The 15,205-nt window shown below is 42.0% G+C and carries 11 protein-coding genes and 1 tRNA gene; 5 read left to right on the top strand and 7 right to left on the bottom strand.

Annotated elements, in window-relative coordinates; genetic code table 11:
* Positions 1-219: 219 nt before the first annotated feature.
* On the bottom strand, positions 220-831 hold the full coding sequence (locus ACTB00_RS14600) for a Crp/Fnr family transcriptional regulator (protein WP_463300656.1): 612 nt from the start codon (positions 829-831) through the stop codon (positions 220-222).
* A 168-nt stretch (positions 832-999) separates the two neighbouring features.
* A complete protein-coding gene (locus ACTB00_RS14595) occupies positions 1,000-1,560 on the bottom strand; it encodes a UpxY family transcription antiterminator (RefSeq protein WP_463300655.1) in 561 nt (186 codons plus the stop codon).
* Positions 1,561-2,046: 486 nt separating this feature from the next.
* On the opposite strand from ACTB00_RS14595, the gene ACTB00_RS14590 reads away from it, so the two are divergent.
* Positions 2,047-2,640, top strand: coding sequence for a TetR/AcrR family transcriptional regulator (locus ACTB00_RS14590; RefSeq protein WP_463300654.1), 594 nt, complete (start codon positions 2,047-2,049; stop codon positions 2,638-2,640).
* 66 nt (positions 2,641-2,706) lie between these two features.
* On the top strand, positions 2,707-3,846 hold the full coding sequence (locus ACTB00_RS14585; protein WP_463300653.1) for a beta-ketoacyl-ACP synthase III: 1,140 nt from the start codon (positions 2,707-2,709) through the stop codon (positions 3,844-3,846).
* Between the two features lie 664 nt (positions 3,847-4,510).
* Here the strand turns inward: ACTB00_RS14585 and ACTB00_RS14580 are convergent.
* Positions 4,511-4,583 (bottom strand) — tRNA-Phe (locus tag ACTB00_RS14580).
* A 171-nt stretch (positions 4,584-4,754) separates the two neighbouring features.
* On the opposite strand from ACTB00_RS14580, the gene ACTB00_RS14575 reads away from it, so the two are divergent.
* Both ACTB00_RS14575 and ACTB00_RS14570 read left to right on the top strand, forming a co-directional pair.
* Positions 4,755-5,975, top strand: coding sequence for a M16 family metallopeptidase (locus ACTB00_RS14575; protein ID WP_463300652.1), 1,221 nt, complete (start codon positions 4,755-4,757; stop codon positions 5,973-5,975).
* Entirely contained in the window at positions 5,975-6,613 is a 639-nt protein-coding gene (locus tag ACTB00_RS14570; protein WP_463300651.1) for an O-methyltransferase, read from the top strand. Before ACTB00_RS14575 ends, ACTB00_RS14570 begins: the two co-directional genes overlap by 1 nt.
* 190 nt (positions 6,614-6,803) lie before the next feature.
* Here the strand turns inward: ACTB00_RS14570 and ACTB00_RS14565 are convergent, their stop codons facing one another.
* From ACTB00_RS14565 to ald, 3 genes are all read right to left on the bottom strand, one after another.
* Positions 6,804-8,234: a monomeric [FeFe] hydrogenase gene (locus tag ACTB00_RS14565; protein ID WP_463300650.1), complete on the bottom strand. Its 1,431-nt coding sequence runs from the start codon at positions 8,232-8,234 to the stop codon at positions 6,804-6,806.
* Positions 8,235-8,717: 483 nt separating this feature from the next.
* Entirely contained in the window at positions 8,718-11,369 is a 2,652-nt protein-coding gene (gene leuS, locus ACTB00_RS14560) for a leucine--tRNA ligase (protein WP_463300649.1), read from the bottom strand.
* A 202-nt stretch (positions 11,370-11,571) separates the two neighbouring features.
* Complete coding sequence (gene ald, locus ACTB00_RS14555; RefSeq protein WP_463300648.1) at positions 11,572-12,684, bottom strand: alanine dehydrogenase; 1,113 nt, start codon at positions 12,682-12,684, stop codon at positions 11,572-11,574.
* Between the two features lie 64 nt (positions 12,685-12,748).
* On the opposite strand from ald, the gene ACTB00_RS14550 reads away from it, so the two are divergent.
* Positions 12,749-14,149, top strand: a complete 1,401-nt coding sequence (locus ACTB00_RS14550) for a pyridoxal phosphate-dependent aminotransferase (protein ID WP_463300647.1) — start codon at positions 12,749-12,751, stop codon at positions 14,147-14,149.
* Between the two features lie 79 nt (positions 14,150-14,228).
* On the opposite strand, the gene ACTB00_RS14545 is transcribed toward ACTB00_RS14550, so the two are convergent.
* Positions 14,229-15,205, bottom strand: a 977-nt coding sequence (locus tag ACTB00_RS14545) for an RQC domain-containing protein (RefSeq protein ID WP_463300646.1), incomplete at its 5' end; no start/stop codon positions are given.

Here is a 15,205-nt window from a genome sequence, read left to right as displayed (position 1 = left end):
TCTACTGAACCTAAATCAAGAAACACCTGAATATCAGTTAAGAAATGACTTATCCTATGATAAGAATTTATTTATCCTTTGGTAAGAATGAAGCTGCTCAAAGGACCGTGATCCCGGAAGAAATCATGATTGATAAAACGAGGAACTATGAATAAAGACATATACACGGTTAAAGATGCAATCACGGGAAAATAACCTGGCTGCTTAAAACCAGCCATGTCAGGGATGCCCATGCTGTTGCAGCATCCGGCTGAGCGTTTGAGGAGTAACATTCAAATAAGAAGCGATGATTGCCTTGGATACCTTTAATTCGATACCTGGGTGTGTGTCCACCAGGCGCCGGTAACGCTCCCAGGCCGTAGTGCCCACAAGCTCGCGCACCCGTTGCGCATGATAATAGGCGTACTGGAGGGAAATGCATCGGCTGAAAACCTCTGCCTCCGGAAAAGCTTTGTACACATCCTGCAACTGCCTGTATGAGATGGAGATGAGTAGGCTGCCACGCATCACCTCGATATTGACATCCGAAACCTTTCGCTGAAAAAAGCTGACCGGGTCACAGACAATGCTCTGTTCCTTCCAAATAATACCAGTCAGCTCCCGCCCGGCCTTTTTGTCGAAATAAAAACCCCGGGCGATGCCTCGCTCTACAAAATACAGGTAGTCGGAAACATGACCGGCGTTTAACAGCAAATAGCGGTGACGATGTTCCGTGACCGTCAACCGCTCATCAAGGGCTGCGATCAACTCATCAACATATGTTTTGTCAGTGAGTTTTTTGGGCAAGGGCCGCAATTGAAAAACGACATCGTACAGGCTGTGTTTTTTCATCTGATCGTATTTAAAACTTCCAATAGCATCCGATGGAACTCACCATCCGCCAGCTGGCGAATGATCCTTCTCCCGAACTGTCACGGCAAGTCGCTTTTGGAGACTTTCATATGCTTGTTTCATGCCTAAATTAATTATATCAACACCTCAGCCACAACCGAGATCTTATCATCGCTTTTCCAGAGTTGACCGGCTTATATCGACCAGGACGGTATAATTGATGGCCTCCAGCCGGATACCAAACCGTGTTCTTCCATTCTGCTGAATCAGTACGCCTTCATACCCGGCTAAAGGTCCGGATACGATCCTGACGGGTTCCCCTTTGGTGAATGTCGTTTCAACGGTGATCGTTTTATCCATTCCCAACATGCGCTTGACTCCTGCGATATCCTGACTGGAAATCGTAGCTGGTTTCCCATCACTGGAAACACAGGTCGCCACTCTGGGTTGGCATCTGATATTGTACAGTTCATGCGCATAGGTGTATACGAACAGGTAATTGGGGAACAGCGGCAATGTGATCCTCTTCTTCTGCCGGTTTTTCCAAACCCTCAGCGAACGGACGGTTGGAAAAAATACTTCATAACTGAGACTCCGGAGAAGTTTATAGACCAATTTTTCTGAACGGGGACGCAGGTAAAAGATAAACCACTTCATTTCACCAGCATGGTAACGGCTACCCGGAAGAAATCGGCCCTTTTTCGGCTTGATCATCCATCTTCTGCTCATCGTTAAGATTTTTGTGTCCCAAACTCTTCTCCGAATCCAACAGTATCTTCACGGTGATATCAAAGGATTGACCCCTGATTTTTATTACTACAGGTGGGTGTTAAGCTTCCTTTAAAAAGGAATCAATTTAACAAAACTCAATGAAAAAAGACCCACCAAAGGTTGGTCACTTAGCAAAAGCCAGTTCTTAAAATGTCCATTTGCAAAACATACCACATGTACGGTTTTCAAATTTATGAAATAAAATTACATAAACAAATAAAAAAATGAATAGCGATTAAATTTAATTCTTATATACAGACCTTTTTGTTTTCATGTTTTTTCAATTTTCGATAGCGGATCAATTCTCCAATCCGGATACTTCTACTATGGCAAACACCACTCAATGAATACTAAACTTATCGTTCTTTACGCATAAAAGTTTTCCGAATCCATCAGAAAATCAAGCTTTTTACGTAAGTTTGTAATCTATAGATCAATGCTGTTATGACTACAAAAGACCGAATTATTGAAGAAGCTTTCAAATTGTTTTTAAATCACAACTACGAAAAAGTAAGTATCTCGGATTTGGAAGAAGCGGTTGGTAAAACAAGAGGTGCGATATTCTACTTTTTCAAAAACAAGGAAGAGATATTCATCGCCGTTATTGACACCTACATCATTAAAAAGCAGGATCCTGATGAAAAATTTGTCTTCTCAGAAGATCTTACTTTGGAGCAGTTTATCTACCGGTATGTCAAGGGGATAAACACCACCATGTCCAGGATGTTGTCCCTGTCTGTGGTTAATATCTACAAGCAGTATTTCTCTTTATACATACAGGCTTCACGCATCTATCCCAATTTTTCCGAGATCATGACCCAGCATTCGATTGTCGAAATCAATCTTTGGGAAAAAGTAATCAGCCGGGCCATCCAAACCAAAGAAATAAAGAAGGTAGATCCCAGGCATTATGCTGTCCTTTTTCGGAGTTGCTTTCTGGGGCTTGCCTTCGACCGGTGCCTGTCCTACGGGCTGGATACGGAAGAATTGCTCACACTCTACAAGGACCTCTACAACCAATTGAGACTAAAATCTTAGCTGACTTTCTTGCACGCGTATGTAAAACTTATTATTTTTACATACCAATCAGTATAAATTAATCCCATGAAAGTAGAAGTTTTTATTACCTCAGTCAATAAATTCTTACCCAACGCTCCTGTTTCCAACGATGATATGGAACGCTATCTTGGCCTGATCAATGGAAAGCCATCCCGGGTAAAACGTATCGTATTAAAGCAAAATGGCATTCGATCCCGGTATTATGCGTTGGATGAAAATCAAAAGATTACACACACGAACGCAGAATTGGCGTTTCGTTCAATCACAAAACTTTTCCCTGATGAAAAGATACCCGATGATTTGGATGTTCTGGCTTGCGCCACCGGCAACCCAGACCAGCTGCTACCTTCGCATGCCTCTATGGTTCACGGGCTGATGAAAAACAAACCGATGGAAATCTATTCCTGCGCAGGCGTCTGTTTGACCTGTCTGCAAGCGCTGAAAGTGAGCTTTATGAGTATTGCTTCAGGGCTTTCAAAAAAAGCCGTCTGTTCAACTTCAGAATTGGCTTCCCCTACGCTACAGTCCAAAAATTATGAAGAAGAGTACGAACACTGCGCCCAGGTGGGAGAAGATCCCTACATGGCTTTTGAAAAAGGTTTCCTGCGATTCATGTTAAGTGACGGAAGCAGTTCTGTTTTGCTGTCAGACCAGAAAAACCAAACGGGTTTGTCTTTCAAAATTGAATGGATTGAAATGACCTCCTACGCCAATGAGCTTCCAACCTGCATGTTTATGGGTGCCGAGCTCAGGGGTGATGGCGAACTGAAAAGCTGGAAGGAATTTGAAAGTCCGGAGCTGATCAACCGCTCCGTATTTACGGTCAAGCAGGATATTCGGTTACTAAAGCCCAATATTATTCGTTACTGGGTCGACCATCTCGAGCAATGCCTGCAAAAACACGGGGTAGACAGTTCCGAGATAGACTATGTCATCCCCCACGTGTCCTCCATGTTTTTCTATGGCAAGTTAGCCGAAGAAATCGAAGCCAGGGGAATCGATCTGGGCATAGAAAAATGGTTCACCAACCTCACTGAAATTGGAAACATCGCCTCCGCATCTATCTTCGCTGCTCTCAATGACCTATACAAATCCGGCCGACTGAAAGTGAATGACAAGATTCTACTTTTGGTGCCCGAAAGTGGGCGGTTTTCTTATGGGACAGTACTGTTGACGGTGGTGTAGATTAGCCTCTTGCCTTAGTAATCCATATGCCCGCTGTGTTGTCCATGTTTACATTGCTGAAAAGTTCTCATTCGTCCATTAAGGCCAACTACCATGCTGTTAAAACACAAGTTTTACGTATCCAATTTATAGCCGGAGATACTGTAACTGCACGGTATAACCAGCTCTTTTAATGGTAAAAATTAAAAGCCCTCCAGACCGAAAGGCCTTTTTTCAAGTTGAATTGAAGCCATATCACTAATTTATGAAGTGATAGTTAATCGCAACGTTAAAATTACCCATTTTGGCAACAGTCAGGTTTTGTAATCTGTATGAAATATCTAAATTTGTGTTTGTAACATTCATTGGCCATCAATTAAAATCAAAGTAAAATGATCAGTGAATAATACGGTGAGTTCTAAGAAACAGATTGGATTAAGGTGCAGATATACAACAACTTGCTGACTAAGGTTCGAATCCGCCAGAGACCTCTTACAGAAAACGAATCCTTCTATTGATCAATTGATTATGGAAGGATTTTTCTTTTGGGGTAAGTAATGAGTTGCTCAATGCGGATCACGGATCGGATCACCCGTAAAAACCGGTGGATTTTCTAAATATTTACTAAAAGAAAAACCGAACACTGTTAAAGTGTTCGGTTCTAGATGATTGTGTTCTTTTAAGGTGGTGCCACCTGGAATCGAACCAGGGACACACGGATTTTCAGTCCGTTGCTCTACCAACTGAGCTATGGCACCTTTTGCGTTTAGCGGTGGCAAATATAAGGCAAAATATTTAACTACAAAACAATTTTTCAGCGATAAAGACTAAAAAAATTAACCTTCGTTCAGAACCTTTTCTTTTTCATTGATTTATCAATTGAAAATCCGGTTACGTTTTCTACTTTTGCACTCCAAATTTAAGCGAACGTGAAAATAAATACCCATATATTTCCCAATGGTATTCGGTTGATTCACCAACAAGTTGAATCTCCCGCTGCTCATTTTGGCATCATTTTAAATACCGGCTCCCGGGATGAACTAACAAAAGAACAGGGAATCGCCCATTTTATTGAACATGTCATTTTTAAGGGAACGAAGAAACGCAAAGCGTACCACATCATCAGCCGGATTGAAGATGTTGGCGGTGAGATAAATGCCTACACCTCGAAAGAAGAGACAGCGGTTTATGCTTCATTTTTGAACAAATATTACGACCGCAGCATGGAGCTTATTAGTGACATCATTACGAACAGCACCTTTCCAGCTAAAGAACTGGAGCGCGAAAAAGAAGTTGTACTCGAAGAAATCAACTCGTACAAAGACAGCCCAAGTGAATTAATTTTTGACGATTTTGATGAATTACTATTTGACGGACATCCTATTGCCCGCAATATCCTGGGAACTCCCAAGCACGTCAAATCATTTAAACAGGAAGACATCTTTCGCTTTTTGCAGAACAACTACCACACCGATGAAATGGTTTTAGCTTCGGTGGGCAATATTTCGTTTGAAAAGTTCCTGGCATTAGCTGAGAAATATTTCGCTGAAATCCCTACACGCTTGCGCCAAGACAAAAGACTACTTTTTGACCATTACACTCCGGCCGTAAAACAAGTAAAACGCGACACGTTTCAAACCCACTGTGTGATTGGGAATATTGCCTATGATGCGCAAGACGAAAAACGCATGGGCATGGTTTTACTCAATAACATATTAGGAGGGCAATCGATGAATTCACGATTAAACCTGACCTTACGTGAGCGCCATGGAATGGCTTACAACGTTGAATCGAGCTATACAGCTTATTCCGACACCGGCCAGTTTAATGTTTACTTTGGAACCGAACACGAAAACTTAGATCGGGCACTAAAGCTGGTAAACAGAGAGTTTCGTTTGCTGAAGAACAAAAAGCTGGGAACGCTGCAGTTAAGCAAAGCCAAAAGGCAACTGATTGGCCAAATTGCCTTATCGAGCGAAAACCGTGATGATTTGATGCTTACACTCGGGAAAAGCTTTTTACTGTATAATAAAGTGGACAGCCTGCCAAAAATCTATGAAAAGATTGAAGCCATTACTGAAGCACAGCTTTGGGAGATTGCCAATGAAATTTTTGATGAAAACCGTTTAAGTATCCTAACTTACGAATAATGGAAATCGATCTTGAATTGGAAAAATATATTCTGGCTCACATTGATGAGGAAGACCCGGTACTAACAGAGCTGGAACGCGACACCTTCTTGAACGTACTCCAACCACGCATGCTATCCGGACATCTACAGGGGACAATCCTGAACATGTTTAGTCTGATGCTTCAACCCAAACGAATATTGGAAATCGGCACTTTTACCGGCTACTCGGCTATTTGTCTGGCAAAAGGCCTAGCCGAAGGGGGTCAACTACATACCATCGAAATCAATGATGAGTTGGAAAGCATGGCTTTGAGGTACTTTCAAAAAGCCGGGCTGGCGACTAAAATCATCCAACATATTGGCGATGCGGAGATCGTGATTCCATCGCTTAACGAACAATTTGATTTGGTATTTATTGATGGTGATAAACGGGAATATTCCGGCTATTTTGATTTGGTAATCGGTAAAGTACCTTCGGGAGGACTGATCATTGCCGACAATATTTTATGGAATGGAAAAGTTACGGAACAACCAGATCCAAATGATCAGCAGACGATTGGCATTCTTGAGTTCAACCAAAAAGTAAAGAATGACCCACGAGTTAGCCAAACCATCATTCCGTTGCGAGATGGACTATTGCTGATTCGGAAAAACTAATCCAAACACCTGACTAAATATCTTTAATGGTTGTCCGCTTATTTACCCATCTACTCTTTTATGGCTGTCAAGTTTTGTCATCAAGGTCATTCCATTGAAACTTATCGTTTCAAAACAACTTAATGACTATTGAATGACTTTTAATGACATGAGGTAAACATACGGATATTCTCTCTTAACAACAAGACTATTAAGACATCGTTCGTAGCGACTGAATAAAGTACTTTTTGGCTTTTGCTGATTTCACATTGGCTCCGGGACCATTGATACAACCTCCTTCACAAGCCATGACTTCGTAAAACTGAGAATGGTTTTTTCCCTTCGCCATCAATTGAAGTTGCTTGACAGCCTTTTTGTCAATGCCATCAATCTGTTCGTACGAAAAGTCTGCCACCTGCTTCTCGGCTAAAACAGCCTTCAGAACTCCCCCACTCTGCGCGAAACCGCGAGATTCAAGCGTGTAGCTATCCAACTTGGCAGCATCCATTTTATCGGGATGAATTTCCATGCCTTCCATGATAGCATCCAACTCCTCAAAACTCAACACAAAATCCACAGAGCCTAAATCACGAGCTTCCTTTCGTTTAGCTACACAAGGTCCTACAAAAACCAGTTTTGCTTCCGGATACTTTTCACGCAACTCTTCAGCAGTATAAGCCATTGGCGAAGGAGTGTGCGACACATGAGCTTCCAATTCTGGAACGTGTTTGCGAACCGTCTCAACATACGACGGACAGCAAGAAGTGGTCATAAACGATTCATTTCGCTCCAGCTTTTCTTTCAATTCCTCGGCCTCATGACGAGCCGTCTTCTCGGCTCCACGTGCAACTTCAACCACTTCGCTAAAGCCAATTTCCTGAATAGCGGCCAACACTTGTCCCGGTGCTTCCTGATACTGGGCCATAATAGCCGGAGCAACCATGGCAATAACCTGTTGCTTTTGCTCAATCGCCTTCAACACATCAACAATGGCCGACAATTCGAAAATGGCACCAAAAGGACAAGCTGTGATACACTTTCCACAATAGATGCACTTATCCTCGTCAATTTGCTCTATACCATTTTCATTTTTACTGATGGCACCAACCGGACAGGCTTCTTCGCAAGGAATAGGAATATAAACAATGGCATGGTAAGGACAAGCTTTTTGACAGAGACCACAGTTTACGCATTCATCTGCTTTAATCTCCGTTTGACCTGTTGGAGTGAAGCGAATCGCATTCTTTGGACAATTCATGACGCATGGACTTGCCACACAACCGCGGCATAAATTGGTTACCACGTAATTTGCCTGAACACATGAGGTACAGGCTTCATCAACAACCGTTAAAATATTATCTGATAGTTTTTCACGCGACAACGCTTTCTCTGCGTAGTTATTTAATCGGTATGAATCGATATCTCCCTCCGGAACTTCAAAGCCCAAAAGCGGTAGCATTTTATAGCGGGTAATTGCACGCTCTTTATAAATACAGCAGCGCCCACGGGCTTCCCGGCTTTTCGGATACAGCTCCACCGGCATCTCATCGATTTTGGAACTTAACTCATTCTGTTTAAACAATTTTACCAATCTGGCCATCAATTCGTGCCGAATGATCATTACATTGTTTATATACGCCATGTCCTTCGTTTTTAATGCAGACCGCAAATGTAGATATTTTTTATGCTGTAGAACATGATCGATACATTTCATTCACTTAAATTCAGAATTTATTCAGATTCTAAATAGTGAATAAACAAACCCGATAAAAACTTCCATAAACTCAACGAATATTAAGGCTGCCTTCGAGCGTCCAACGGTAAGCGGTAAGAAATAGAATATTCCCATTTTGAGGGATCAAATTTCTTGCCATTTGAGAGGAGCTGCACACCTTTAATTACACCTACAGTGCCAAGTGCAGCAAATGGAACACCTAATAATACAGAAACTAAACACCAAACAGCAATCGCCGAATAAAGTTTTCATAATTGAATTTATTCTCATGACCAAAAGGCAAGAAACAAAAAAGGATGGCATCTTTCAAGAAGATGTCATCCTTTTATCACGATTCAAAATATCATTTTATCGAACAAATACCTCAATTATTCCAATCGAAGTTTTTCATTAAATCACAACATTGATAATCTTCTTGGGAACATAAATCACTTTCTTGGGTGTTTTGCCGTCCAACCATTTCTGAGCCAGTTCATGCTCCAACACTGATTTTTCAACCTCATTCCGAGGCATATCCAGTGACAACTCGATTTTGAAACGCATTTTACCATTGAATGAAACCGGATACTCGTGGCTATCTTCCACCAACAAACTTTCGTCGGCAACAGGCCATGGCTCGTATGCCAATGTTTCTTTGTTGCCATACATACTCCAAAGCTCTTCGGCCAGGTGTGGGGCGTATGGCGCCAAAATAGTTGCAAAAGTTTCCGCTGTTGCTTTGGTCACTTTGCCTTTTTTAATGGCCAGGTTGTTGAAAACCATCAAAGCAGAAATACCGGTATTGAATTTCAGGTTCTCAATATCGTCGCCCACCTTAATAATGGTTTGCTGCAATAATTTCAGGACTTCCTTGTCCTCTTCACCATCCACAATATGATCAGGATTTGCAAAGAAACGATGGGCACGGCTTAGAAATCCAAACACCCCTTTTACACCATTTTCAGCCCACGGTTTGGTGTCATCCAGCGGCCCCATAAACATCTCGTATAGTCGAAGAGCATCAGCTCCATATTTCTCAACCACATCATCCGGATTGATAACGTTTTTCAACGACTTGGACATTTTAGCTACAATCTGCCTCAATTCTTCTCCGGTTTCAGTATGAAAATACTGCCCTTCCTTTTCTTCTACCAAGTCTGAAGTAACTTTAGCTCCGGTTTGTGTTTCGTATGCAAAAGCCAAAATCATTCCCTGATTAAACAGTTTTTTGAAGGGCTCATCAGTGGAAACCACACCTAAATCAAACAGTACTTTGTGCCAAAAACGAGAGTACAATAAGTGAAGTACGGCATGCTCGGCACCTCCAATATACAAGTCAACAGGCATCCAGTAATTTTCCAGTTTCGGATCAAAAATCTGCTCATCATTTTTTGGATCGATGTAGCGTAAAAAATACCAACACGAACCTGCCCATTGAGGCATGGTATTGGTTTCGCGTCGACCTTTCCGGCCATTTTTATCCTCCACGGTTAGCCAGTCTCCGGCATTTGCCAACGGTGACTCACCGCCATCTCCGGGTTCAAATTTTTCCATGTCGGGCAAAGTTACCGGCAGGTCATCCTCTACAACGGTTACCTCTCCATCTTCCCAGTGAATAACGGGGAATGGCTCACCCCAATAACGCTGACGGCTAAACAGCCAATCGCGCAATTTGAAATTGGTCGTAGCACTTCCAATACCTTTCTCTTCAAGCCAGCTGGTTACTTTCGCAATACCATCCTTTTTGCTCAATCCATTAATATCAAGCCCGGTTTTGTCGCTCGATGAATTAACGTAAGCACCATCTTCGGTCCAACAAGCTTTACCTGCCAATACCTTTTCGCGTGTTTCCTCTTCAGCATCTTTCGGATCGAGAATGCAGGTAACAGGAATGTCAAATTTCTCTGCAAATTCAAAGTCACGCGTATCGTGTGCCGGAACAGCCATTATGGCTCCGGTTCCATAGCCCATCAATACATAGTCGGCTACCCAAATCGGCACTTGTGTTCCGGTTACCGGATTAATTGCATAACGCCCGGTAAATACGCCTGTTTTTTCTTTAGCCAACTCAGTTCGGTCTAAGTCCGATTTTAACGAAGCGGCCTGTGAATATTTTTTAACTTCTTCTTTTTTCTCATCAACAACCAACGCATCCAACATCGAATGCTCGGGAGAAACCACCATGTACGTTGCTCCAAATAAGGTGTCCGGACGAGTGGTATAAACACGTAAGCTTTCTGCCAATCCCTCAACAGCAAAATCAACCTCTGCTCCGATTGATTTTCCGATCCAGTTTTTCTGCATGTCTTTTACACCTTCAGGCCAATCTAAATCATCCAGTCCTTCAAGCAAACGCTGTGCATAGTGCGGAATACGAAGCAACCATTGTTTCAGGTTTTTGCGAATCACTTTGTTTCCACATTTCTCATGCGAACCATCAGTTAAAACTTCCTCGTTGGCACAAACCGTTTTACAGTTTTCGCACCACCAAACCTGCGCGTTGTCGTAATATGCCAAACGTTTTTTACCTATGTATTCTTTTACCGCAGCATCTCCTTCAGCTTTCACTTCTTCAGGAATTGGCAGTTCACCAATTGGCCGACCTTTTCCTTGCTCGTAATCAAACCAGGTGTTGTACAGTTTTGTAAAAATCCACTGTGTCCACTTGAAGTATTTGGGGTCCGTTGTATTAATCTCACGATCCCAATCATAACTCAAGCCCAGTGTTTTAATCTGTCGACGGAAATTGTCACAGTTTTTCTGCGTAGTAACTGCCGGGTGTGTTCCTGTTTGAATGGCATACTGTTCAGCCGGTAATCCAAAAGCATCCCACCCCATCGGGTGAAGCACATTAAAACCTTTCATCCGCTTGTAACGGCTGATAATATCGGTGGCTGTATAGCCCTCAGGATGTCCCACATGCAATCCTGCTCCAGATGGATAGGGAAACATGTCGAGAATATAATATTTAGGTTTTGTAAGATCGTTTGGAGTTTTGAAGGTTTTATTTTCCTCCCAGTAGGCTTGCCATTTTGGCTCAATGTCCCCGAATTTGTATTCCATCGTATTGACTGATTAAAAGCATTTTCAATTGAGGCGCAAAGATAGAAAAAAGTGCGGAGAGTTCATGATTAATAGGAAACCCGTATTGGAAGTGAAAAATTTGGGGTTGATAACAGAACATCCCTTCAGGTTTGTCTGGAAATGAAAATAGGATGTTCGAAATAATTTCGGACATCCTATTTGTATCAGTAATTATCTTTTCTTACAAAACAGAATCAACGGCTACAAAAGGCAAGTCGAAAGCATCGGAAACACCTTTGTAAACCACTTTACCTTCCACAACGTTTAGTCCTTTGCGCAACGGACCGTTTTCTTTACACGCTAGTTTCCAGCCTTTATTGGCCAGCTCAATAGCATTTGGCAGGGTTGCATTGGTCAACGCAAGAGTTGATGTGCGCGGAACAGCTCCCGGCATATTTGCCACACAGTAGTGAATCACATCGTCAATCACAAAGTTTGGATTGTCGTGCGTTGTTGGCGTGGTCGTTTCGAAACAGCCCCCCTGATCAACAGCTACATCAACCATTACCGTCCCTGGACGCATTGTTGGCAGCATGTCTCGGGTAATCAGTTTTGGCGCTTTTGTTCCAGGAATCAAAACTGCTCCAATTATCAAAATGTGTGACTGTACCATTTCGCGAATATTAAACTCGTTACTCATCATGGTTTTCACATTCGCCGGCATAATATCATCCAGGTAACGAAGACGTTTTAAACTAACATCCATAATGGTTACATCAGCGCCCAAACCGGCAGCCATCTTGGCCGCTTCGGTACCAACAATCCCTCCGCCAATAATTAGCACTTTAGCTGGGGTAACCCCGGGAACTCCGCCAAGCAGAACTCCATATCCACCATAGGTTTTCTCTAAATACTTGGCCCCTTCCTGTACCGACATGCGACCGGCCACTTCCGACATGGGGATCAACAAAGGCAACGAGCGATCGTCCAACTCTACGGTTTCATATGCCAAACAAACTGCTTCACGCTCAATCATCGCCTGTGTTAAGGTTTCTGAAGATGCAAAATGGAAATAAGTATAAAGAATCTGCCCTTTTCGAATCAGCTTATACTCGGGTTCAATCGGCTCTTTCACCTTAATAATCATCTCAGCGACAGCATAAACTTCTTCAATGGTTGGAAGTAGCTTAGCTCCTGCAAACATATAATCCTCATCAGTAAAACCACTGCCCATACCAGCCAAAGCCTGAACATAGACTTCATGCCCGTTTTTGACCATTTCAGCGGTTCCGGCAGGAGTGAGCGCGACTCTATTCTCGTTATTCTTAATCTCTTTGGGTACTCCAACTATCATCTTATTGTTATTTAAATATGAATTTCTAATAAATCAAAAGTAGGCCATTGCTATTCTCTAAAGTATGACAAAAAACAAGAAAATATACATTCCTACTTCCTTGCTTTCAAAAAATTACAGCGAATTAATAGTCTTTCATGAGAAGCTATCAAAATCGAAGTCATTCCGAATAAAAAACATCAAATTACTGCAAAAAAGTTTGTTTTTATTTAAGATTGTTAATCGTATCTTTGCCGACTTAGCGAAACTATTTTACAACATGCCAACAACATCAATACGAGGAAATAAAATGCCTGACTCCCCTATCAGAAAGCTTGTTCCGCTGTCTGATAAAGCCAAAGAACTTGGGCGCAAGGTGTATCATTTAAATATTGGTCAGCCCGATCTGGAAACTCCCCAAAGAGCATTGGACGCCATTCGGAATATTGATCGAAAAATTCTGGAGTATAGTCCCAGTGAAGGAATTTTAACATTAAGGCAAAAGTTGGCGAATTACTATCACAAGTTTAGCATCTATGTTGATGTAGAGGATATTATTATCACAACTGGTGGAAGCGAAGCAGTTACTTTTGCCTTCATGTCCTGCCTTGATCCCGGCGATGAAATTATTGTGCCTGAGCCAGCTTATGCTAATTACGAAGCATTTGCAATTGTTGCCGGTGCAGAGATTAGATCTGTTCCGGCGAAAATTGAAGAAGGTTTCGCAATGCCTCCGATTGAAGAATTTGAAAAGCTGATCACTCCGAAAACTAAGGGGATTATGATTTGTAATCCCAACAATCCGACGGGCTACTTATATACCCAGCAGGAAATGAACAAGATTCGTGACTTAGTGAAAAAGTACGACCTGTATTTATTTTCGGATGAAGTTTATCGTGAATTTTGCTACACCGGTGCCCCTTACATTTCAGCATTTCATTTGGAAGGCATTGAGCAAAATGTCATTTTGATTGACTCCGTATCTAAACGATACAGTGAGTGCGGCTTGCGAATTGGAGCCTTAATTACAAAAAATGCAGCTGTTCGAAAAAATGTGATGAAATTTTGCCAGGCTCGTTTGAGTCCGCCATTGGTTGGTCAGATTGCTGCTGAAGCCTCTTTGGAATATACGGATGATTATTTGATGGACTCCTACAACGAGTACGTTAGCCGTAGAAAATTCCTAATTGACGGACTAAACCGAATTGACGGCGTATATTCACCCATTCCGATGGGGGCTTTTTATACCGTCGCTCAACTTCCGGTTGATGATGCCGATAAATTTTGTGCCTGGCTACTCAGTGATTTTGAGTATGAAAACCAAACCATTTTTATGGCTCCAGCCTCCGGATTTTATACCACTCCGGGACAAGGGAAAGATCAGGTAAGAATTGCCTACGTGCTTAACAAAGTCGACCTGGGCAAAGCGTTAAAAGTACTTGAGGAAGCATTAAAAGTTTATCCCGGCAGCAAAGTCAAAAAATAAAGACATAACGGGAACACAAATAGAAAGGGCAAGTTTTTAACGAACTTGCCCTTTCTATTCGATCAATAATGTTCACAATCTAATTTCCCATTTCCGACATAAACTTAATCCGCATCAAACGAACATCATCTTCGGAGTATTCATCTTCGCCTAATTCATCCAACGCCGATTCAACCGAATCATCCTCGGCTTCGCGGAAGTAATCGAAAACTTCTTCCTGATGATCTTCATCCAGCACATCATCAATATAATAATCGATATTGATTTTAGTTCCCGAATTAACGATTGCTTCTACCTCTGTAATCAGCTCTTTCAATTCAATGCCTTTTGAGTGTGCGATGTCGTCAAGCGATAACTTTCGATCAATACTCTGTATAATAAAGACTTTAAGTTTTGATTTGTTGGCGACTGTTTTTACAACCAAATCCTGCGGACGCTCAATACCTTTTTCATCAACATACGACTTGATCAATTTGACGAACTCCTTGCCATATCGTCTTGCTTTACCTTCGCCTACACCTTGAATAAATTTCAACTCATCCAATGATATCGGATACTGAATAGACATATCAGCCAACGACGGATCCTGAAAAACAACAAATGGGGGCAGATTATGCTTTTGGGCAATTTTCTTTCTTAAATCTTTAAGCATTTTATACAACTCCATGTCTCCGCCGGTTCCGCCTGAAGGACTTCCACCTGAAGAGCCAGCTTCTTCCTCCTGCTCTTCGTAATTATGATTCCGAACCAATAAAAATGATTCAGGCTTCTCGATAAATTGATGGCCTTTTTCATTTATCCTAAGTAGCCCATAATTCTCAATATCTTTATTAATTAAACCCGCAATCATACTTTGCCGAAACACCGCATTCCAAAAACGGGCACTGTGATCATGTCCTGAGTTAAAAGCTTTCAGGTGATCATGTTTAAATGATCTCACAGCAGCGGAATTTTTACCAATCAGGATATCTGTAATATGTTCGGCTTTATATTTCTCATTGACCTCACGGATCGCCTTTAATGCCCGAACCACTCCATCGCTGGCTTCCACCTGTT

It is taken from the genome of Sunxiuqinia sp. (genome assembly GCF_055140945.1).
This window is presented reverse-complemented; position numbering and strand designations above follow the sequence as displayed.